The sequence below is a fragment of the Photobacterium alginatilyticum genome (assembly GCF_009910675.1).
GTDB classification, from domain to species: domain Bacteria; phylum Pseudomonadota; class Gammaproteobacteria; order Enterobacterales; family Vibrionaceae; genus Photobacterium; species Photobacterium alginatilyticum.
The window spans coordinates 158,470-179,756 of the sequence record NZ_RSEJ01000005.1 but is presented as its reverse complement, the minus strand read 5'-3'; the positions used below and the strand labels follow the sequence as shown (position 1 = coordinate 179,756).

At 51.7% G+C, this 21,287-nt stretch carries 20 protein-coding genes; 4 read left to right on the top strand and 16 right to left on the bottom strand.

The genetic code is table 11. From position 1 onward, the window contains the following. Nucleotides 1–61: 61 nt before the first annotated feature. A complete protein-coding gene (gene serB, locus EIZ48_RS07230) occupies nt 62–1,027 on the bottom strand; it encodes a phosphoserine phosphatase (RefSeq protein WP_160649678.1) in 966 nt (321 codons plus the stop codon). Between the two features lie 114 nt (nt 1,028–1,141). Between serB and EIZ48_RS07225 the strand changes: the two genes are divergently transcribed. Continuing rightward, nucleotides 1,142–1,756, top strand: a complete 615-nt coding sequence (locus tag EIZ48_RS07225; protein WP_160649676.1) for a YtjB family periplasmic protein — start codon at nt 1,142–1,144, stop codon at nt 1,754–1,756. A 108-nt stretch (nt 1,757–1,864) separates the two neighbouring features. On the opposite strand, the gene deoD is transcribed toward EIZ48_RS07225, so the two are convergent. The 14 genes from deoD to ubiT form a co-directional block, all read right to left on the bottom strand. Continuing rightward, a complete protein-coding gene (gene deoD / locus EIZ48_RS07220) occupies nt 1,865–2,584 on the bottom strand; it encodes a purine-nucleoside phosphorylase (RefSeq protein WP_160649674.1) in 720 nt (239 codons plus the stop codon). A gap of 122 nt (nt 2,585–2,706) precedes the next feature. Further along, nucleotides 2,707–3,927 (bottom strand): phosphopentomutase, encoded by a 1,221-nt coding sequence (gene deoB, locus EIZ48_RS07215; RefSeq protein ID WP_160649672.1) that lies wholly within the window; start codon nt 3,925–3,927, stop codon nt 2,707–2,709. Nucleotides 3,928–3,937: 10 nt separating this feature from the next. Then, nucleotides 3,938–5,269: a thymidine phosphorylase gene (gene deoA / locus EIZ48_RS07210; protein WP_075762501.1), complete on the bottom strand. Its 1,332-nt coding sequence runs from the start codon at nt 5,267–5,269 to the stop codon at nt 3,938–3,940. A 198-nt stretch (nt 5,270–5,467) separates the two neighbouring features. Further along, a complete protein-coding gene (deoC, locus tag EIZ48_RS07205; RefSeq protein WP_075762502.1) occupies nt 5,468–6,241 on the bottom strand; it encodes a deoxyribose-phosphate aldolase in 774 nt (257 codons plus the stop codon). A 421-nt stretch (nt 6,242–6,662) separates the two neighbouring features. Next, on the bottom strand, nt 6,663–6,833 hold the full coding sequence (locus tag EIZ48_RS07200) for a XapX domain-containing protein (RefSeq protein WP_075762504.1): 171 nt from the start codon (nt 6,831–6,833) through the stop codon (nt 6,663–6,665). 405 nt (nt 6,834–7,238) lie between these two features. Then, the gene (locus tag EIZ48_RS07195) at nt 7,239–8,492 is read right to left on the bottom strand and encodes a NupC/NupG family nucleoside CNT transporter (protein ID WP_160649670.1); all 1,254 of its coding nucleotides are present in this window, start codon (nt 8,490–8,492) and stop codon (nt 7,239–7,241) included. Nucleotides 8,493–8,708: 216 nt separating this feature from the next. Next, complete coding sequence (locus tag EIZ48_RS07190) at nt 8,709–9,500, bottom strand: TatD family hydrolase (protein ID WP_160649668.1); 792 nt, start codon at nt 9,498–9,500, stop codon at nt 8,709–8,711. Between the two features lie 15 nt (nt 9,501–9,515). Continuing rightward, nucleotides 9,516–9,725 (bottom strand): DUF5363 family protein, encoded by a 210-nt coding sequence (locus EIZ48_RS31225; RefSeq protein ID WP_500690606.1) that lies wholly within the window; start codon nt 9,723–9,725, stop codon nt 9,516–9,518. A 9-nt stretch (nt 9,726–9,734) separates the two neighbouring features. Continuing rightward, nucleotides 9,735–11,819, bottom strand: coding sequence for a glycogen debranching protein GlgX (gene glgX, locus EIZ48_RS07185; protein WP_160649667.1), 2,085 nt, complete (start codon nt 11,817–11,819; stop codon nt 9,735–9,737). Between the two features lie 170 nt (nt 11,820–11,989). Then, entirely contained in the window at nt 11,990–13,570 is a 1,581-nt protein-coding gene (gene prfC / locus EIZ48_RS07180) for a peptide chain release factor 3 (protein ID WP_160649665.1), read from the bottom strand. 302 nt (nt 13,571–13,872) lie between these two features. Beyond that, nucleotides 13,873–14,319 carry a ribosomal protein S18-alanine N-acetyltransferase gene (gene rimI, locus EIZ48_RS07175; protein WP_160649663.1) on the bottom strand — a complete coding sequence of 149 codons (447 nt, stop codon included), beginning with the start codon at nt 14,317–14,319 and terminating at the stop codon, nt 13,873–13,875. Further along, nucleotides 14,309–14,710 carry a DNA polymerase III subunit psi gene (locus EIZ48_RS07170; protein ID WP_160649661.1) on the bottom strand — a complete coding sequence of 134 codons (402 nt, stop codon included), beginning with the start codon at nt 14,708–14,710 and terminating at the stop codon, nt 14,309–14,311. Before EIZ48_RS07170 ends, rimI begins: the two co-directional genes overlap by 11 nt. Nucleotides 14,711–14,861: 151 nt before the next feature. Then, nucleotides 14,862–15,365, bottom strand: a complete 504-nt coding sequence (locus tag EIZ48_RS07165) for a GNAT family N-acetyltransferase (RefSeq protein WP_160649659.1) — start codon at nt 15,363–15,365, stop codon at nt 14,862–14,864. Then, a complete protein-coding gene (gene ubiT / locus EIZ48_RS07160) occupies nt 15,355–15,876 on the bottom strand; it encodes a ubiquinone anaerobic biosynthesis accessory factor UbiT (RefSeq protein WP_075762512.1) in 522 nt (173 codons plus the stop codon). Before ubiT ends, EIZ48_RS07165 begins: the two co-directional genes overlap by 11 nt. Nucleotides 15,877–16,079: 203 nt before the next feature. Here ubiT and EIZ48_RS07155 point away from each other — a divergent pair, with 203 nt between their 5' ends. From EIZ48_RS07155 to EIZ48_RS07145, 3 genes are all read left to right on the top strand, one after another. Next, the gene (locus tag EIZ48_RS07155) at nt 16,080–18,119 is read left to right on the top strand and encodes a sensor domain-containing protein (RefSeq protein ID WP_160649657.1); all 2,040 of its coding nucleotides are present in this window, start codon (nt 16,080–16,082) and stop codon (nt 18,117–18,119) included. A gap of 143 nt (nt 18,120–18,262) precedes the next feature. After that, complete coding sequence (gene ubiU, locus EIZ48_RS07150; protein WP_160649729.1) at nt 18,263–19,270, top strand: ubiquinone anaerobic biosynthesis protein UbiU; 1,008 nt, start codon at nt 18,263–18,265, stop codon at nt 19,268–19,270. Nucleotides 19,271–19,281: 11 nt separating this feature from the next. After that, nucleotides 19,282–20,157, top strand: coding sequence for a U32 family peptidase (locus EIZ48_RS07145; RefSeq protein ID WP_160649655.1), 876 nt, complete (start codon nt 19,282–19,284; stop codon nt 20,155–20,157). A gap of 79 nt (nt 20,158–20,236) precedes the next feature. Here EIZ48_RS07145 and nlpI read toward each other — a convergent pair whose 3' ends face one another. After that, entirely contained in the window at nt 20,237–21,136 is a 900-nt protein-coding gene (nlpI, locus tag EIZ48_RS07140; protein WP_160649653.1) for a lipoprotein NlpI, read from the bottom strand. Nucleotides 21,137–21,287: the final 151 nt, after the last annotated feature.

The following is a 21,287-nucleotide window of genomic DNA, read 5'->3' as shown; positions in this document are numbered from 1 at the left end:
TAACAACCTAAGAAATTAAGCTCTTCCTAGAAACTCGCCTCTAAAAACGAGTACCTTCCGTCTACCAACTGATCCCCTGTGGCATCAGTGAGGCAGACAGAATACACATCACTCCCCCTAGGTCCGCATGGCGGATCACCGCGGGGGCTTCTGCCTCGACTTTCGGCTTGGCGTGGTAGGCAACGCCCAACCCTGCAGCCTTGAGCATCAGAAGATCATTGGCACCGTCACCGACGGCAACGGTATTGTGCAGGGCAATCTCGTGCTGATCAGCCAGCTCGCGCAAAATATCGGCCTTGACCTGGGCATCAACCACATCGCCAAGCACCTTGCCGGTCAGCTTGCCATCGACAATGTCCAGCGTATTCGACTGGGCATGGACCAGCTGTAATTCGTCTTTGAGGTAGTCCGAAAAATAGGTAAACCCACCCGAGGCAATGGCGACTTTCCAGCCATAGTGATGGAGGGTTGCCACCAGCTCGCGCAGCTCCGGCATCATCGGCAGTGTCGAGCGCACTGATTCCAAAATCGATTCATCAGCACCCGCCAGTGTTGCCACCCGCTGACGCAAGCTTTGTTCAAAATCAAGCTCGCCCTGCATTGCCCGCTCTGTCACCTCGGCGACTTGCTCCCCGACCCCGGCCAGCACGGCAATTTCATCGATACATTCGATCTCAATGGCCGTCGAGTCCATATCCATCACCACAAGGCCGGGTTCGGACAGGTCAGGCAGCTCGCTACTAGAGACATAATCGAGCTGATACTTAATCAATGCCTGTTCCAGCAAGGCCGACAGCTCATCCCGGATCAGCAATGCATCATACGATCCCACCTTCCATGCGGCGACCACATCCAGCTCATCACCGACATATGCCGCAATGTCCGCCAGCAGCTCAGGCGTTATTCGCCGCCCGTAAACCAGCAAGCCGGCTTGTTGCCTTATCAGGTTAGAGGCTGAATTTATGCTGGGGAAGCGCTGTTGCAGCGAAGTGTGTTTTTTAACTTTTAGCACGCTATCTACATCCATGTTTAAGTTTGGTCATATTAATCCACTGCTACCAAAGTACCCTATTGCAATTTATTAGGGCAAGCCCCAATATGGCATTCGTGCATTTCGGCTTAGATTCCACTATATGTTGATATGATGATACTGAAAAAAACGCGACTACAGCGAACATGGCAACTTCTGGTATTGATAGCCTGCCTGGGCGGCTTGGTTACCATGCTGGAATATGGCTCGGACTTAAATCTCCGCAGCTACCGGGCGCTCAGCGAGCAGACCCAGTCTCTGTCACGCATTATCGTTCGGCAAGCCGCCGGGACGGCAGCCAAAGATATTCTTGATAACAATCAGGACAAGCTTCAGGCGCTGGTTCAGCAGCTCTCCGAGGAGCCACTCATTCTTGATGCCAGCATCTACGATCTGGAGGGTATCGCTATCGCCAAAACAGAAGAGGCGATGCCGTTGGAGCAGGTTACGGGGATTTCGACCCCGCTGTCTGTTGCCAGCTTTGGCCGCCAGCAAATTGTCGAGCCGGTGATGGCCGACAAGCAGGTGATTGGCTTTGTCCGTATTACCTTAGAGCACGGCAAGCTATTGGAAGATGCCGCCAGTCAGGTTGAATACATGACCAATATTATTCGGGGACTGATATTGGCCGCCTTGTTCATCGGCTTCTTGCTGGCCTTCACCTTCGGCCGCCGCAAAGATATCTGGCACTTCCCGTTCCTGCTAACGTCAAATGCCAAAGATTAACAACAGGTACGAGTGGCGAGTCACTCGTATCTAGAAGCTCATCACCGATGTTCGCGTATAAAAAAAGACGGCCTTGGCCGTCTTTTTTACATATCCTATCAAACGTGCTTATTCAGCATCACCTAGCAGAACAGACTCAAGTGCAATTTCCATCATGTCGTTGAACGTCAGCTGGCGCTCTTCAGATGTTGTTGCTTCACCACGTAGGATGTGATCTGAAACCGTACAGATAGTCAGTGCTTTAGCACCAAACTCTGCTGCCAGGCCGTAGATGCCTGCCGCTTCCATTTCAACACCAACGATGCCGTATTTCTTCATCGTCTGGAAGAAATCGAAATCAGGGTTGTAGAACAGGTCTGCAGAGAAGATGTTACCTACTTTAACGTCGATACCCTTCGCTTTTGCCGCTTCTACTGCGTTTTGCACCATACCGTAATCAGCCAGTGCTGCGAAATCGTGATCGCCGAAACGGATACGGTTTACTTTAGAGTCAGTAGATGCACCCATACCGATAACAACATCACGCAGGTTTACATCGTCACGTACTGCACCACAGCTACCAACGCGGATGATTTTCTTCACGCCGAAGTCTTTAACCAGCTCGGTCGCGTAGATTGAGCATGAAGGGATACCCATACCGTGACCCATAACAGAGATCTTACGGCCTTTGTACGTACCTGTGTAGCCGAACATGTTACGAACGTTACACACTTCTTTTGCATCGTCCAGGAACGTTTCAGCAATGTACTTGGCACGTAGCGGATCACCCGGCATCAGAACTACGTCTGCGAAATCACCCATTTCTGCATTAATATGTGGAGTAGCCATCGAAATTTCCTTCCATTTCTCCGTCGGCCCGATTCTAACCAACGGCTGTCATTAGTATTAGGTTGCTGTTTCGAACTATAACAACTATAGAACGAAACAGCGGCAGGGATATGTTATATGCGTTACAGGAACGACTTACCGTATTCCATGTCCGACGTACCGAAGTACTCAGCCAGGGTCTGGCCGATATCGGCAAATGTCTCGCGGCGACCCAGTGAACCTGCTTTCACTTTAGGACCTGTTACAAGAACAGGGATGTGCTCACGGGTGTGGTCAGTACCTTCCCATGTTGGATCACAGCCGTGGTCGGCAGTCAGGATCAATACATCGTCTTCCTGAAGCAGCTCAATGATCTCAGGCAGGCGCTTATCGAAGTATTCCAGTGCAGCCGCGTAGCCAGCAACGTCACGACGGTGGCCGTAAGCTGAATCAAAGTCAACGAAGTTGGTGAATACGATAGTGTTGTCACCCGCTTTCTTGATCTGCTCAAGGGTTGCCTCGAACAGAGCCGGGATACCGGTCGCCTTCACTTTCTGGGTAATACCGCAGCCGGCATAGATGTCAGAGATCTTACCGATAGAAACAACGTCACCGCCTTTCTCGTCAACCAGTTTCTGCAGTACAGTGGCTGCTGGTGGCTCGACAGACAGATCACGACGGTTACCCGTACGCTCAAACTGGCCTTTGCCGGCACCGATGAACGGACGCGCGATCACTCGGCCGATGTTGTACTCTTCCAGCTCTTCACGAGCAATCTGGCAAAGCTCCATCAGGTTATCCAGGCCGAATGTCTCTTCGTGACAGGCAATCTGGAATACAGAGTCAGCAGAGGTATAGAAGATAGGCATGCCTGTCTTCATGTGCTCTTCACCCAAGTCATCAAGAACCTGAGTACCTGATGCGTGGCAGTTACCCAGGAAACCTGGCAGGCCGGCACGCTCAAGAATGCGATCAGTCAGCTCTTTCGGGAAGCTGTTTGAGTGATCAGTGAAGTAACCCCAGTCAAACAGTACAGGTACACCGGCAATTTCCCAGTGACCTGACGGCGTATCCTTGCCTGAAGACAGCTCTTTAGCATGACCATACGCGCCGGTGATTTCAGCAGCCGCGTCAAGACCTTCAGGGAAAGTACCTGATGACTCTTCACACGCCTTACCCAGACCCAGCTTGTTCAGGTTAGGCAGGTTAAGCGGACCGCTACGGTCGCCGTTGTCAGCCTCGCCACGGGCACACTGCGCTGCAATATGACCCAGGGTGTTCGAACCTACATCGCCGAAATCAACAGCATCTTCTGTTGCGCCGACACCGAAAGAATCAAGTACAAGAATAATTGAACGTTTCATTTTGACTCCATTAAACATCTTCAGGGCGAACGCGACGGTAAACCTCAGGAGTAGGCTCAGGCTTCTGCTCTGAAATCGTGATGTTCTCACGAACAGCCTTCGCAGCTTCTTCCCATTGCGCTTCGGTACGCGCATGGATAACCGCTAGCGGGGTATCAGCATTCACTTCAGTACCCAGTGCGATCATATCGCTCAGACCCACAGCATAGTCGATAGTGTCGGATGCAACGCGGCGACCGCCACCCATACCTACAACAGCCATACCCAGACCACGCGTATCCATCGCGAATGCATAACCTGTGCTCTCGGCATAAACAGGTTTCACGATTTCTGCTTTATCCAGGTAGTTGTCGTAGTTTTCCATGAAGTCAACCGGACCACCAAGACCTGCAACCATCTTACCGAAACACGCTGCGGCTTTACCGTTATCCAGTACTTCCTGCAGTTTCGCGTTCGCTTGTTCCAAATCAGTAGCCAAGCCACTGTTTACAAGCATTTCGGCACACAATGCCATGGTCACGGCAAATAAGCGAGGGTTACGGTATTCACCGGTCAGGAACTGAACGGCTTCACGAACTTCCAGTGCGTTACCCGCAGTAGAAGCCAGTACCTGGTTCATGTCGGTTAGCAGTGCGGTCGTCTTGGTACCCGCACCGTTTGCTACGGCAACAATTGATTTTGCCAGCTCTTCAGATGCTTCGTAAGTTGGCATGAAGGCACCAGAACCCACTTTAACGTCCATAACCAGCGAGCCAAGACCGGCAGCCAGTTTCTTAGACAGGATTGATGCCGTGATCAGCGAGATGTTGTCAACAGTGGCGGTTACATCGCGAGTAGCATATACACGCTTGTCCGCTGGTGCCAAATCGCCAGTCTGGCCGATAATTGCCACGCCAGCATCTTTTGTCACCTGACCAAATACTTCATTGGTCGGCGTAATGTTATAGCCAGGAATAGATTCTAGCTTGTCCAGCGTACCGCCGGTGTGGCCCAGACCACGACCAGAAATCATTGGTACATAACCACCACATGCAGCCACCATTGGACCAAGCATTAGCGATGTTACATCACCAACACCACCGGTAGAGTGCTTATCAACAATCGGACCGTCAAAATTCATATGATCCCAGTTGATCACCATGCCTGAATCACGCATTGCACATGTTAGGGCTACACGCTCGTTCATGGTCATGTCGTTGAAGTAGATTGCCATCGCAAAAGCAGCAATCTGGCCTTCAGAAACAGTGTCTTTAGCAACACCCTGGATAAAGAAGTTAATTTCGTCTGCAGATAGTTCGATGTTGTCGCGTTTTTTTCTAATGATTTCTTGTGGTAAATACATGGTATTCCCCGGTCAGATAATAATGTAGGGCAGATGACAATTTACCTTGCGTAACCCTTTTTATTGGAAAAAGTGGCTCACAGTATGATTCTCAGCCGCACAGGTGCCGCTCGCGCCGCAGCCGGGCAAGAACCAAACAGTAAATAGTCACAGGCAAAAAAAGTAAGGTGGCAATAAATGCCACCTTACGGGATTAGATTAGTAGCCGCCTTCAGCAGCTTTTTCGCCTTCACCTAGAGTGTGAAGTAGGTTAGCTAGCAGGCTAGATGCACCAAAACGGTAGTGCATGTTGTCAGCCCACTCTGCACCGTGAATACGGTCAGCCATGTCTAGGTATTGCTGTGCGTCTTCAGCAGTACGAACACCACCTGCAGGCTTGAAGCCAACAGTTTTCGCTACGCCCATCTCTTTGATCACGTTCAGCATGATCTCAGCGTATTCTGGTGTTGCGTTAACAGGCACTTTACCTGTTGATGTCTTGATGAAGTCAGCACCGGCTTTGATAGACAGCTCAGATGCTTTCTTGATTAGCTCTTCTGTTTTCAGCTCACCAGTTTCGATGATCACTTTCAGCAGAATGTCGCCACAAGCTTCTTTACACTGCTTAACCAGCTCGAAGCCCACTTCTTCGTTACCCGCCATTAGGGCACGGTATGGGAATACAACGTCAACTTCGTCCGCACCGTAAGCAACAGCAGCTTTAGTTTCTGCTACTGCAATTGCGATGTCGTCGTTACCGTGTGGGAAGTTTGTAACAGTTGCAATACGGACTTCAGGTGTACCTTGCTCACGCAGTTGCTTCTTCGCTACAGGAATGAAACGTGGGTAGATACAGATAGCTGCTGTGTTGCCTACAGGTGTTTTCGCGTTCTTACACAACTCGATCACTTTTGCATCAGTGTCGTCATCGTTCAGAGTGGTAAGATCCATTAGTTTAAGTGCACGTAGTGCAGCAGCTTTTAAATCGCTCATGACTATCTCCAGTCCAGTTATTTTCTACCAAGCTTATAGAAACTGTTCCATACGCTTGACGGCAATCTGTTGCTATACCGTCAAACGGCCCGCCTACAGCGAACAGTTAGATGAGCGGACTTGGTTCCTTGAAGACTCAGGGAAACAATGCGAGATTGCCGACCTGATTGATATCCTTTTCACCGCGCAAGAAGCTCAGGAAACCTGAGCCCTTGCAAATTTTTATGCCGTCCAGCAAACCGTGACAGTACTCCCATCACGACGGGGAAACGCTGTAACAGCAATCGTCAGTTAATGATGGTGCTCACGTATAATACCAAGCTCCGGTACGCCTCACCATCAAAGTCGTGTTTCCAGTGGTGGATAATGTGTTTACCGCAATAAAAGCATGTAAACATATGTTATTACTCAAAAATCCTATTTAAGTAAAGAAACGTTCCACAATCCACTGATAAGCAATACCTCCTGCGTATACCCCGAAAATTCCCATCACTCCGGAGAGGACCGGCGGTGCCGGTATCGGCAGCTTTATCGCGGAAAATAACACCCCGACGATAAACCCAGCTATCAGCGCTAGTATGACTTCACTCATAACGTTTCTCTCTGTGTTTTACAGAAACAAACAAAGTGTAGCCTGCAGATACTGAGGTGTCGCTTGCAACGTGAAATGATGGTAGCAAAGGAATATGGCAGAAACCGGAGCGCAATCGATTTTATGATACAAAAAATGAGCGTGTTACAAGTTTTTACCGAATCTGTTGATCAATATTGAGGGGCTGAAGCCCTGGATTTTGAATCCGGGGAAGGAGTATCGAGGGGTCAGTGACTCAACGCGAAAAAACAGACCAGTCTGGGTAAATAATTATTCAGTTAGTGGCGCATGAGGTGCCCTGAATAAGTCGCAGGAATAAGAGGTGAATTGCAGCTCGAAACCGACAGATACAAAAACGCCACGGTATAACCGTGGCGTTTATCATTCAGCTGAACGAGTCAGTGATTACATTGCGCTTAGTGAGAAGAACAGACCAGCGATAGTTGCAGACATTAGGTTAGATAATGTACCTGCTGCTACTGCGCGCATACCAAAGCGTGCAATGTCGTGACGACGGTTTGGCGCGATGCTACCAAGACCACCTAGTAGGATTGCTACTGAAGACAGGTTCGCAAAACCACATAGAGCAAAAGAGATGATTACTTTTGTCTTTTCAGAGATAACTGCAGGAGCAGCATCGCCTAGGTAAGGAACGTAGCTCAGGTAAGCAACAAATTCGTTCAGGATCAGCTTCTGACCGATGAAAGAACCAGCAATGTTTGCATCAGCCCATGGAACACCGATTAGGAATGCTAGAGGCTGGAATGCGTAACCAAGTAGCAGTTCCAGAGTTAGATGCGGCATGCCGACCCAACCACCGATGCCACCTAGCATACCGTTAATAAGAGCAATCAGACCAACGAATGCCAATAGCATTGCGCCGATGTTTAGAGACAGTTGCATACCAGCAGACGCACCGCCAGCAGCTGCATCAATTACGTTAGCAGGCTTGTCGTCGCCCTCTGCTTCGTCACCACCAAGCTGCTCAACAGGCTCGTCTGTTTCAGGCTTGATGATTTTAGCAAACAACAGACCACCAGGTGCTGCCATGAAAGAGGCTGCAATCAGGTACTCTAGAGGTACACCCATTGCTGCATAACCAGCAAGAACACCACCAGCAACCGAAGCCAGACCACCACACATTACGGCAAACAGCTCAGACTGCGTCATTTTTGGTACAAACGGACGCACAACTAGCGGTGCTTCAGTCTGACCAACGAAAATGTTAGCTGTTGCAGACATTGATTCTGCGTTAGAGGTTCCAAGTACCTTCTTCAGACCGCCACCAAGAACGTTGATTACAACCTGCATAACGCCTAGGTAGTAAAGAACACTGATCAGTGCTGAGAAGAAGATTACTGTTGGCAGAACTTTAAATGCGAAGATAAAACCAATACCTTCAACAGAGAAGTTCACTAGGCTACCGAATAGGAATTCGATACCGATGTTACCAAAATCAATGACGCTCTGAACACCGCTACTCGCAGCACCAAGAACATCTTTACCCCAAGGTACATACAGAACAAATGCACCTAATGAAAATTGGATGGCAAATGCGCCACCAACAGTACGTAGATTAATAGCTTTACGGTTATCAGATAGTAGAACAGCTAGACCTAGCAGTACTAACATCCCAACCAGGCTCATAAACAGGCTCATAGTTTATGGCATCCCTTTAGTTAAGTTTGGCGTCTCGACAATTTGGCTCTTTAAGAGTCCGGCGCATTATACTAACGCAGCGGCGGATAAAGTAATGCCGCCATCACACTTTCCAAGGAAAGAGAGTGAAAGTTTAATCACAAACGTGACATAAATCACAAACGAAAACACAACTTACGCAACCGTTTCGCGCAATCGTTTTCTTTTAGATCCAGATCACATCAATATCCGAAAAAGTTCAGCCGCGGTTAAGCTGGTAGCTGAAGCTATTTCAGCTTCAGATTCCTCTCTGATCTCGACAAGTGATTGCATAATATTGAATAACCGATCAGGACGATTGGGCTCTCCCTGATAGCCGGAAACAGGCATATCCGGCGCATCGGTCTCTAGCATCAGTGCGGTCAACGGCAGTGCAGCTATTGTATTGCGGGTTTTGTTGGCACGGCGATATGTAATCGTTCCACCTACACCAATTTTGATACCCAGATCGATTAATTGCTCTGCCTGCGGCAGGCTGCCACTGAAACCATGATACACCCCACCCGCCCTCGGCGGTGTTCGCTTCAGTACACTCACTAGCTCGGGAAAGGCCTTCCGGCAATGCAGGATAACAGGCAAACCGTATTCATTCGCCAGTACCAGCTGCGCTGACAGTAGCTCTATCTGCCGCTCCCGATTGGCACCCGCTATGGCAAAATCGAGCCCGCACTCGCCCACGGCGACACATTTGCGATCCTTCTTCTCTGTACCGGCTACTTCTGCCAGTTGCTCTGATAACAAGGACAACGCATATTGGCTGTGCTCCTGAGAAAAAAACGGGTGCAGCCCCAGAGCATAATACAAACCGTCAAACTGCTGGCAGAGAGATTTCACCACCAGCCAGTTCCGCTCGCCGACGGAGGGGATCACAATGGTCCCCACCCCGGCACGGCGTGCCAGCGTTAGGTAATAAGCAGGATCGGAGGCAAAAGGCTCAAAGTCAAAATGACAATGGCTGTCAATGAGCATTGGAAAAGCCCCTCATTATGTCTTCTCGTTCTGCAAGCTGCATGCAGGGCCCTGCGGCGGCTTGTCGTCCGGCCTTTGACGAGAGTGTCTCCGCATAGACGGGTTTCTAGGATCGTCATCATCATAATGCACAGGTGCGCAACAGCGGCGGTTCTCCGGGACCAACCCCAATCGCTCACACCACCTGTCATATTTGGCGATCCCTCGTTTTAGCCACTTCAGCATCAATCTCTCCTACCGGCTGGTTGATTTGGCAATCATGATTATCATACTACGCCCGGTAACCAAAATCGTATCGCCACGATATCTCGGTGCCTGCTCGATAGTATAGATATCACGGGGGCTTGGCTCAGCGGTGTTGACCAGCAGGTGCCAGTCCCTGTCACCACTATCCGGCAAGGTGAACACCAGCGGATCCCAGTAGGCATTGCAGATGACATATAGCTCATCCTCACTGATAGGGTGAATCACGGTTGTTGCCAGCGAATGAGAATGTTCAGACCAGTCAGGCTGGTGCGGCTGAAGCCCATGCCAGTTGATCCCGACATTCTCGAGCACCGAGCTCAGCGACATATGCATGTTCCATTCAATGGTCGGCTCGGTGCGCCGGATCTGGTTCATTAACATCACGAACCGCAGCATATCGGCATGCTTGTCGACCAGGCGCCAGTCAAACCAGCTGATTTCGTTATCCTGGCAATAGGCATTGTTATTGCCCTGCTGGGTACGCCGGACTTCATCCCCCATCGAAATCATCGGTGTTCCCAGTGAGAGCAATAGTGTTGCCAGCATATTTTTACACTGGCGGTTTCGCAGCGCCTCGACCTCGGCAATATCCGTCGGCCCTTCCACACCATAGTTGTTCGACAGGTTATGGTTGTCACCGTCCCGGTTGGCCTCGCCATTATCCCAGTTATGCTTTTCGCTATAGCTGACCAGGTCATTGAGGGTAAAGCCATCATGAGCACAGATGAAATTGACCGAGCGATGCGGCGAATGGCGGTTACTGCAGTAAATATCGGGCGATCCCAGGATCCGGGAGGCAAACGGGCTGATACTCCCGCTGTCACCGCGCCAGAAAGCCCGGACATCATCACGGTACTTACCGTTCCACTCGTTCCATCGGTCGCCAATGAACGAGCCAACCTGATACAGGCCGGCGGCATCCCAGGCTTCGGCAAAGATCTTGGTACTGCTCAGGATAGGATCCGAATCGATTGACCATAACAAGGGCGGCTCTCTCATCGGGTGGCCCTGGCTATCTCGCGCCAGTACCGATGCCAGATCAAAGCGAAAACCGTCTACCCGCATCTCGGTTACCCAGAAATGCAGTGCATCAATGATCATCCGCCGCAGAACGCTGTGGTTGGCATTGCAGGTATTGCCGCAGCCGCTGTAATTGGCATACTGGCCATTTTTCTTATCGACAATATAATACGCCCCGTTCTGCAGCCCCTTGAAGCAAAACGTCGGGCCGCTCTCGTCACCTTCTGCCGTATGGTTGAACACGACATCCAGGATCACTTCAATATCGGCCCGGTGTAGTTCCCTGACCAGGGTTTTAAATTCAGTGATCGCGGCAAGCGGATCTTTCTCGACGCTATAGTCGGCATGAACGGCAAAGAAATTGATCGGACTATAGCCCCAGTAATTTTGCCGTCCCTGCGGCGCATCATCGACATCAAACTGCTGGATAGGCATCAGCTCAACGGCCGTCACCCCGAGCGACTTAAGGTAGGGGATCTTATCGATAACACCGGCAAATGTTCCCCGCCTGGCTTCGTCGACGCCCGAGGACGGGTGCTTGGTAAACCCGCCGACATGCATTTCGTAGATCACGGTATCTGTCATTGAATGGCGCGGAGCCTGAGTGCCCTGCCAGTCAAAGGCCCGCTGATCAACAACAACACTTTTCATCCCGCTCGCCATATTCGGCCCGGGACCAATGGCGTTGTCACGACAATAGTGACGCCCGAAGCTAATCGCCTGGCTGTAGGGGTCAATCAGTATTTTTTCCTTGTTGAAGCGAAGTCCTGCCTCAGGTTTCCAGGGACCATCCACCTGAAAGGCATACACCTGACCGTGACCGATATTGGCAACAAACAAAAACCAGTAATGCCCCCGCTTGTGCATAATAGGATCAAGCTCAAATGAATGAAACGGCGCGGTAGCATTCTGACTGTCAAACAAGTGCAATATCACTTGGGTTGCGTCTTTGGAATACAGGCTGAAGTTCACGCCCTGCTCTTTGATGGTGGCGCCTAGCGGGTAGGGCTCCCCTGGCCATGAGTAAATATCCCTGCCGGTCGAAAATTCCATAGTCCCCATTCCTTCCATTGTTCTTTCAATACGCAACAGGAAGAATACTAGACCGAGAATAAGGGAATAAAAGAGAGGGGAGGCAGATTCGCCAGAAAAGGATAAAAAAAGCCGCCACAACTGTGACGGCCTTGGACTATTGTAGGCAGGCTCTCGCCCGGAAAGCGCGATTAGTGCTCGCGAGTCGCCCGGAAGTCGACGTCAGGGAAGCGCTCTTTCGCCAAGTTCAGGTTCACCATGGTTGGCGCGATGTAACTTAGGTTATCACCGCCGTCCAGTGCCAGGTTCGTCTGGTTCTTGCGCTTGAACTCTTCCAGCGTCTTGGTATCGTCGCACTCTACCCAGCGTGCCGTCGCAACATTGACGCTTTCATAAATCGCTTCAACGTTATATTCCGCCTTCAGACGGGCAACAACCACATCGAACTGCAGCACACCAACCGCACCCACGATCAAATCGTTGTTCTGCAGCGGACGGAACACCTGCACCGCACCTTCTTCAGACAGCTGAACCAGACCTTTTAGCAGCTGCTTCTGCTTCAGTGGATCTTTCAGGCGGATACGACGGAACAGCTCCGGTGCAAAGTTCGGGATACCGGCAAACTTGAGGCTTTCACCCTGGGTAAAGGTATCACCGATCTGGATGGTGCCATGGTTATGCAGACCGATAATGTCGCCCGCATAAGCCTTTTCCGCACGTGAACGGTCACCGGCCATGAAGGTTACCGCATCAGAAATGCTGACGTTCTTGCCGGTACGGACATGGTTCATCTTCATGCCCTGGCTGTAGGTACCCGATACGATACGCATGAAGGCAATACGGTCACGGTGTTTCGGATCCATGTTCGCCTGAATTTTGAAGACAAAACCCGAGAACTTCTCTTCGCTGGCTTCAACGTCACGCTCGTTGGCCTTACGTGGCATTGGCGTCGGTGCCCATTCAGTCAGGCCGTCCAGCATATGGTCAACACCAAAGTTACCCAGTGCCGTACCGAAGAAGACAGGCGTCAGCTCACCGCTCAGGAACAGTTCGCGGTCGAACTCGTGCGAGGCACCGATCACCAGCTCCAGCTCTTCGCGTAGCTGCTCAGCCAAATCATCGCCAACTGCTTCATCAAGCTCCGGGTTATCCAGCCCTTTGATGATGCGAGCCTCCTGAATCGTGTGGCCCTGGCCTGTCGAGTACAAAATCGTCTCATCACGGTGAATATGGTAAACACCCTTGAACTCCTTACCACAGCCAATTGGCCATGATACCGGCGCACAGGCCATGTTCAGCTCGGTTTCCACTTCATCCAGCAGTTCCATCGGATCACGGATATCACGGTCAAGTTTGTTCATGAAAGTGACGATCGGCGTATCACGCAGACGGGTAACTTCCATCAGCTTGCGAGTACGATCCTCGACACCCTTGGCCGCATCGATCACCATCAGGCAGGAGTCGACCGCGGTTAGGGTACGGTAGGTATCTTCCGAGAAATCTTCGTGTCCCGGGGTATCTAGCAGGTTGACCAGACAATCGTTGTACGGGAACTGCATAACCGAGGTGGTTACCGAGATCCCACGCTCTTTTTCCATTTCCATCCAGTCTGACTTGGCGTGCTGGTTGGAGCCACGGCCCTTGACCGTACCGGCTTTCTGGATCGCGTTTCCGAATAACAATACTTTTTCGGTAATCGTGGTTTTACCCGCATCCGGGTGAGAAATGATCGCAAACGTACGACGTTTGTTCACTTCAGCTAAAAAAGACATAAGCGTTGATAATCCTGTGAGAGATTTCAATAATCGAGCAGTAGCCCATCAAGCGTGAGCTACCCGGCTCCAAATAAGTAGACCGGAACCAAGTCCCGCTGCGAGACCCAGCCGGGTTCCATCATCTGCAAGGCAGAAACAAAGGGTGATTTAATTACAGTGAATTACATGTTTGCCTCTATCCTACGCAGCATGATCGTTGACTAGTGGAGCCTGAAAGATGGCGGAATTATACGCAAACTCCGCAGAAAGAAACAGCAGTAACACGGTGCTGATTCAAGTACCTGGCCCATCGAGAGCGGCTACATGATCAGATAGGTCATGATCAGGGCGTCTTCGCGTCCGGTTTCGGCCGGGTAGTAGCCGATCCGGCGGTTGATCTCATTGAAGCCGACCGCTTCGTATAACTGGTAGGCACGGGCATTGCTGGCCCTGACTTCGAGCCAGATTTCCTCGGCATTCATGGCCGAGAGCTGTTCGATAAAGCCTTCCAGCAATATCTTGCCGTACCCCTTGCCCTGGCAGGCAGGATCAACGGCAATGTTGAGCAACGTCGCCTCGCCCGCCACATTCTGGCCAAAACAGTAGCCTACCGTCTGCCCGTCGATCTCAAGGACAAAATTGGCGGCAATCTTGCCCGGTGCTTTGCGGATCATCGATTCTGCCCAGGGAAACGCATGAGCAGCCTGCTCGATACGCCAGACGTCATCGAGATGGTGTGCGACTAAGGGAACAATTTTATGAGTCATAAGAACAAATCTGCTGCCATAAGGCTTTCTTGCTTGCTGGGTTGGTATGCATTTGCTTCAGTGATACTGATGTCAGCAACTGACACCCTGCCGGGTGCGCCGCCTGGCATCCGGCCAGCCAGCACCACGTCAAATGATGTTCACGGACCTGGTCCAGCGCCTGAGGAGGAAGTAACAGCGCCTGCTCGGGAGCCAGCTTCATACTCTTCAGGATCCGGCCAAAGAGCCAGCGGTCATGCTCATCCAGCGCCTCTGAACAGACAAACAGCAGCTTACAAGTCTCCGGAAGGTCAATCACAGGTACTTGCATATCAGGAAAAAAGGACGGCTTCCTTACCTGCCAGTAAGTCAGGCCCATCTCCTGCAATACCTGTATATCTCTCTGATTCATCGTATTACCATTTTCTGTCTGGTGGCATCACTTCGGCAGGCGATCCTACCAGATCATGTGACGAAATAGAGCCATCGGTATCCGAATATTTTCAGGACCAATAAAAATACCACCCGCAGGTGGTATTTGACGGGCTCAGAACCTGCCGGGATCAGAGCTCGGAAAATTCCGCACAGTATTCCACCAGCCCGGTAATACCGGCCAGAGAATCCGGAACCAGCTCCAGCACCATGAACGCCTCATCCGGCACCGACCAGCTACAGCTCAGCCCGTGCTCAGAGGCTTTGACAAAGCCAGCCTTCGGATAATAATCGCTGTGGCCCAGCACGACAGTCACCGGGTATCCCAGCTCAGCCAATATGCTCTTAGCCTCTTCCATCAGCGCCTGGCCAATACCTTGTCGCTGGTATTCCGGCTTCACGGCCAGCGGTGCCAGCCCCTGCCAGTTACTATCCTGTCCATCAACCGTGACCGGGCTGAAAAACAGGTGGCCAATCAACTCGCCGTCATCACTGCATGCCACCAAGGACAGAGTCCGGTGACCATTTTCACGCAGCTTCATCACCAGGTTTGCTTCCGCCTCGGTGTCAAATACGGCTTTCAGCAAACTGTCGATAGGAAGAATATCTGCCGGCGCTTCTGTTCTAATGAGCATTAATGACCTCTTTATCAGCCGCCATGTCCTGCATCCCTTTCTGGATGAAGTCTGCTGACTGCTGCAAAACAAATTTAACCGGGGCCGGAAGCAGCTCAAGATCAATACTGTCCATCAAGTTCTTTACTTCCAGTCCCAACTCGGTATCCCCTTCGATGCGAAGGCGACGCTGGAAGAAGAGTGTATCAGGATCTTCCTTGCGCGCGGCAATTAATACCAAGTCATTACATTCGCCGCTGAAACTGACATCTTCCTGTTCAGCATGCTCCGAGACGACCAACTGCTCATCCTGGTAGCTGATATACCAGCGCAGACCAAGATCTCTGACCTCAACCTTTAGCCAGCGATCTTCCAGGAACTCAAAATCACCATCTTCCAGCGCTTCTTTAAACACCATCGCCAGACCATCAAGCATCACTTTTTTCTGAATGGCAAACGGGGTCATTTGGGCTGGCACGCGGATCAGAGCCGGGCCGTATTGCACCATGTGCTTTCGTAGTTGAGCAATCACTGTCTTATTTTTCCTGTCTCTGTCGCAATTATTGACTGATTGTATGGCAATTATGGGGGAGCTTTTCATGCCTTGAGTCAAAAAAAACGCTTCTCTGAACGCAAAGTTTGGAATTACGGCATTATCACAGGTTATAGTACATAGCACTTAATTTACGGCTCCTCCCTGCCGGAGGGCAACGGATACGGATATACGCACTTTCAATGCCGACTGAGCAACTCAACTACTGGTTTCCGCTGCTGACCGATAACAGCCCTTTTCTGTTTGCAGTGCTAGATCCGGATCATAACTACCTGGTCGTCAACAATCGCTATTGCGAGATTAGCGGGCTGGAGCGCGAAGAATTAGTAGGCCAGAACGACAAAGACATTCTGGGTCAGGCATTCTATGACTCCCTGCGTCCCTATTACGAGCGTGCATTCAATGGCGAATCCGTCGAAGGCGAGGTGGTACTGAACGACAACCGTCATGATACCAGCATGCATTTCAGCCTGGCTCCGCTCAAAGATCAGATTGGCGATATTCCCTATATCGTGCTGCACTCTGCCGATACCTCGGAGCGCCAGGTTCTGGTCAATTCACTGGCCGAACTGGAGCACCAACTCAACCAGCTCAATGAATTAATCACCGACGGCAGTTGTCTGATCGAGGGAGAGATCATCATCTCGGCCAACCAGACCGCCGCCGATATGCTGGGTTTTGAATCCCCGCGGGATCTCATCGGCGAAGAGCTGGGACGGCTGCTGATAGATAGTAGCAGCCAGCGCATTCTGGGCGAGCAGATCAACCAGCTGGGCAAGAACGAGCAGCGAAAGTGCCAGACCAGCCCTCGCTGCAGCACCGACAAGGCCCTGCAGGTATCATCGTCGGATATCACCCTGCTGGGTGCCCCGGCAAAACTTATTCTGCTGCAGGACACCTCCGAGCGCGCAGTCCAACAGGGCCAGGTTGAACAGCTTGTCCAAACCGACCCGCTCACCGGGCTCTATAACCGCCACGGTTTCAGCCGCCGGCTGGAGCAGTTGATCAACAACGAATCCCCGCTGGTGATGCTGTACCTTGATCTTGATAACTTTAAAAATATCAATGATTCCCTTGGCCACCACATCGGTGACCGGGTACTGCAGGAGATCTCCCTGCGCCTGCGCCGCCTGCTGCCGGATAGCGCCATTATCGGCCACCTGAGCGGCGACGAGTTTGCCATCATCCTGCAGGAACCCGAGCATGACCGCAGCGGCGAGTTGATTTCGCAGCAGATCATCGCGCTGATCAACCAGCCCTTTGATCTGCACCACTTCAGCAAGCATCTGGCCTGCTCGATAGGCATGGTGACCTACCCGGGCGACGGTAACGATGCCCGTATTCTGTTGCAAAATGCCGATACCGCGATGTACGAGGCCAAGAACCGTGGTCGCAACCGTCTGGTCAAGTTCAGCGAGGAAATGAACAAAGAAGCCCGGATGCAACTATGGCTGGAAATCGAGTTGCAAAAAGCGCTGCAGCAAAATGGCCTGGAGGTCTGGTACCAGCCAAAGGTCAATGCCAAAGACTATGCCATCGACGGTGCCGAAGCCCTGGTACGCTGGAAACATCCGGTAGAAGGCTATATCAGCCCGGCACAGTTTATCCCGGTCGCGGAGCGCTCCGGCATGATTGAGCAGCTCGGCCAGGTCGTGATGAGAGAAGTTTTCACCACGGTACGCAAATGGAAGCAGCAGGGTCTGCTGTCCGGCCGGGTGGCCATCAACCTGTCACCGCAGCAATTTGGTAACCCGAACCTGATCAGCTTTGTTGAGAAGCTAAAGAAGGCTACCGGGATCAACCCCAATGACATTACGTTCGAGCTTACCGAAAGTGCCGTCATGAGCGACGGCGAGCATACTATCCAAATGCTCAATGCCATCAAGAAGCAGGGTTTTGCCCTCTCGATCGATGACTTCGGTACCGGCTACTCTTCCCTGTCCTACCTGGCACGCTTCCCGCTCGACGAACTGAAGATCGACCGGGCGTTTATCAAAGACATCGAGACCATCCCCAAGCAGGTCACGCTCATCGAGAACATTATCAACCTCGGAAAGGCGCTGAGCATGAGTATTGTGGCGGAAGGGGTCGAGACCCGTCAGCAGGCGACCTTGCTGTCGAACCTCAATTGCGACTATATCCAGGGGTTCCATTTCTACAAGCCGCTGCCGAAAAATGAGCTGGATGCCATTTTGCTCAAGCACAGCCGCCACAAGGACTAAGCACTACCACTTTATGGTTATAAAAGCTAGAGAAAAAAGTTGTCCTAAATCAACAAAACCTGCCTGACATCAAAACAAGGGGGCACTAAGCCCCCTACTATTTGCTCCATCACTTTTATTCCCACACTGGTAGAAATAATAATATGGAGCTACTTTGCCCCGCCGGTAACCTTCCGGCGCTGAAAACTGCCATTGATAACGGTGCGGATGCCGTGTATATCGGCTTTAAGGATGACACCAATGCCCGCCACTTTGCAGGTCTAAATTTTACAGGCAGAAAACTCGAAAAAGCCGTGCAGTATGTGAAAGATCACAACCGCAAACTGCATGTTGCGCTCAACACCTTCGCTCATCCGGACGGCTTCGAGCGCTGGAAACGTGCCGTTGACAATGCTGCTGCGATGGGGGTAGATGCCCTGATTGTGGCTGATATAGCGGTACTGGACTACGCGGCAACCACCTACCCGGACCTTGAGCTGCACCTCTCGGTACAGGCATCGGCAACCAATACCGCCGCGATCGATTTCTACCAGCAGAACTTCAACGTCAAGCGTGTCGTGCTGCCCCGCGTGCTGTCGATCCATCAGGTCAAACAGCTGGCCCGTAACACCGATATGCAACTGGAAGTATTTGCCTTCGGGAGCCTCTGCATCATGTCTGAGGGACGCTGCTACCTGTCCTCCTACATGACCGGCGAGTCGCCGAATACCGTCGGTGCCTGCTCGCCGGCGAAATTTGTCCGCTGGCAGGAAACCTCCCAAGGGCTGGAATCTCGCCTCAACGACGTATTGATCGACCGTTACGAAGCAGGTGAGAACGCCGGCTACCCTACCTTGTGCAAGGGACGCTTCGAAGTGGACTTCGAGGGCGAGAGCAGACGCTATCACGCGCTGGAAGAGCCAACCAGCCTCAATACCCTGGAGATCCTGCCAGAACTGTTCAAAGCCAATATTGCCTCGGTGAAAATTGAAGGCCGCCAGCGCAGCCCTGCCTATGTTGAGCAGGTAACCCGTACCTGGCGCGCGGCTATCGATCGCTATCTGGCTGATCCGGAAGGCTACAGCGTCGATCCGGCGTGGAACGCCTGTCTGGGCAATGTGTCCGAAGGCAAACAGACGACCCTCGGCGCGTATCACCGCAAGTGGCAATAAAGGAAAACACGATGAAATATTCACTAGGCCCGCTCCTTTACTTCTGGTCAAAGCCGGATGTCGAGAACTTCTACCAGCAGGTCAAAGAAACCAATACCGATATTGTCTACCTGGGTGAGACGGTCTGCTCCAAGCGTCGTGAAATGCGCCCGGCCCATTGGCTTGATATCGCCAGGGATATCTCGGCCACGGGCAAGCAGGTCGTACTGTCGACCATGGCACTGCTGGAGGCGCCAAGCGAGGTCAATGTAATGAAAAAGTACATTGATAACGGTGACTTCATCATCGAGGCCAACGATGTCTCCGCCATTCAGATGGCGCACGAGAAAGGCATACCGTTTGTCGTGGGGCCGGCAGTCAACTGCTACAATGCCCAGACCCTGAACCTGTTCCTGAAAAAAGGCATGGTTCGCTGGTGCATGCCTGTCGAGCTGTCCCGTGACTGGCTCCAGAATGTGGTTAACGAGTGCGAGAAAATGGGCATTCGTGATCAGTTCGAGACCGAGGTTTTCAGCTACGGCTACCTGCCGCTGGCCTACTCGGCCCGTTGCTTTACCGCCCGTGCCGAGGACCGTGCCAAGGACGATTGCGAAACCTGCTGCATCAAGTATCCAACCGGGATCACCGTCAACAGCCAGGAGTCGCAGAAGGTCTTTACCCTCAACGGTATCCAGACCCAGTCCGGCTACTGCTATAACCTGATCAACGATCTCAAGAGCATGGATAACCTGGTCGATGTGGTACGTCTCAGCCCATTAGGCAACGAGACCCTGCCGCTGATTGACACCTTCCGCAGCAACGAGCAAGGTGCCACGCAGCACAAACTGGCAGGCGGCCACCAGTGCAACGGTTACTGGCATAACCTGGCCGGACTCGATATCGCATAATGTCCTTGCCGTTATGACCCAAACAAAAAGCCGCGTCTGATGACGCGGCTTTTCTTTGTCTTTTTACCTTGGTTTCGCCTTAGCTATCACCAGCAGCAACCGGCTGCTCGACACTAGCTTCTGCCATCAGGCGGCTGAGCTCCAGCAGCGAGAACCGATGCTCGACAAACTCGTAGACATTACCGGCAAGCGCCAGTTTATACAGCATCAACGCAGCCTGGAAATCTTTGTTGTAGTGATACAGCTTGGCCATGTAGAAATACGCTTCGGTCAAGCGCTGGGCCAGCATGTCGTTGTCTTCACTTTCGGCGGTGATCTGTGCAAGCAGCTCGCTCTCGGTAAGCTCGCCGATATACATCCTGACAATTTGCCACCCCCAGTCCTGCTTGTCGCTAACGTCATAGCGGCGTTTCAGCTTATCTTTGGCCGTCTCGGGCTCTCGTTCCAAGTCAACGAGGTACAGCCAGATCACCCGGTAGGGGTCGTTCACATTCTGCTGGTAGTGGGCAATAAGATCTTCATGGGCCAGCTCGTAGCGCCCGCCGTAATATAGGGCAATGCCCCGGTTGCGCTGAGCAAACGGGTGGCTGATGTTCAGCTCGAGCGTAGAATCAAACGCCTCATAGGCCGCATCAAAGTGCGCACTCTGAGTGAAATACACACCCAGAATATTGAAGACATCAGGTTGATCAGGCTTAAGCGACAGCGACTGGTTGAAGTCAAGGCGGGCAAGATCACGCAAACCAATGCTGTCGTGCAACAAACCGCGCTCGTAGTAGACTTGTGCCAGGGTGTCGTCATTAAGATCATTGCGTTTTAGTAACTGATCAATACGAGCCAGCTGGATCTGCTGTTGAATCGTTGGCTGGAACGGTACCGCCAGCGGCGGATTGGTCCAGTTAGACTGAGGGGCTGCCGTACAGCCAGCCAACACCATAATCATCGCAACGCATGCGATTGTTAACCTGTTTGCAATCAATGCAATTCTCCCTGAGGTGAAACTGACGAGTCTTCTTACTAGCTTATACCATCAATACAAATAAGGCGGCTATCGATCGATGCCGAATACCCGCCTAAGTAACTCATGAGTATAAAAAAGGGGCTGAAGAGCCCCCTTTATAACATGCTTT

Bases quoted from the DNA above. Each gene is read 5' to 3' on its own strand.
- EIZ48_RS07165 (WP_160649659.1), bottom strand. From the start codon at position 15,365: ATGCTCATTAGAACAGAAGCGCCGGCAGATATTCTTCCTATCGACAGT.
- EIZ48_RS07170 (WP_160649661.1), bottom strand. From the start codon at position 14,710: ATGAATCAGAGAGATATACAGGTATTGCAGGAGATGGGCCTGACTTAC.
- EIZ48_RS07225 (WP_160649676.1), top strand. From the start codon at position 1,142: ATGATGATACTGAAAAAAACGCGACTACAGCGAACATGGCAACTTCTG.
- serB (WP_160649678.1), bottom strand. From the start codon at position 1,027: ATGGATGTAGATAGCGTGCTAAAAGTTAAAAAACACACTTCGCTGCAA.
- EIZ48_RS07195 (WP_160649670.1), bottom strand. From the start codon at position 8,492: ATGAGCCTGTTTATGAGCCTGGTTGGGATGTTAGTACTGCTAGGTCTA.
- deoB (WP_160649672.1), bottom strand. From the start codon at position 3,927: ATGAAACGTTCAATTATTCTTGTACTTGATTCTTTCGGTGTCGGCGCA.
- prfC (WP_160649665.1), bottom strand. From the start codon at position 13,570: ATGTCTTTTTTAGCTGAAGTGAACAAACGTCGTACGTTTGCGATCATT.
- glgX (WP_160649667.1), bottom strand. From the start codon at position 11,819: ATGGAATTTTCGACCGGCAGGGATATTTACTCATGGCCAGGGGAGCCC.
- deoD (WP_160649674.1), bottom strand. From the start codon at position 2,584: ATGGCTACTCCACATATTAATGCAGAAATGGGTGATTTCGCAGACGTA.
- ubiU (WP_160649729.1), top strand. From the start codon at position 18,263: ATGGAGCTACTTTGCCCCGCCGGTAACCTTCCGGCGCTGAAAACTGCC.
- EIZ48_RS07155 (WP_160649657.1), top strand. From the start codon at position 16,080: ATGCCGACTGAGCAACTCAACTACTGGTTTCCGCTGCTGACCGATAAC.
- rimI (WP_160649663.1), bottom strand. From the start codon at position 14,319: ATGACTCATAAAATTGTTCCCTTAGTCGCACACCATCTCGATGACGTC.
- deoA (WP_075762501.1), bottom strand. From the start codon at position 5,269: ATGTATTTACCACAAGAAATCATTAGAAAAAAACGCGACAACATCGAA.
- deoC (WP_075762502.1), bottom strand. From the start codon at position 6,241: ATGAGCGATTTAAAAGCTGCTGCACTACGTGCACTTAAACTAATGGAT.
- EIZ48_RS31225 (WP_500690606.1), bottom strand. From the start codon at position 9,725: ATGCTGAAGTGGCTAAAACGAGGGATCGCCAAATATGACAGGTGGTGT.
- EIZ48_RS07190 (WP_160649668.1), bottom strand. From the start codon at position 9,500: ATGCTCATTGACAGCCATTGTCATTTTGACTTTGAGCCTTTTGCCTCC.
- EIZ48_RS07145 (WP_160649655.1), top strand. From the start codon at position 19,282: ATGAAATATTCACTAGGCCCGCTCCTTTACTTCTGGTCAAAGCCGGAT.
- EIZ48_RS07200 (WP_075762504.1), bottom strand. From the start codon at position 6,833: ATGAGTGAAGTCATACTAGCGCTGATAGCTGGGTTTATCGTCGGGGTG.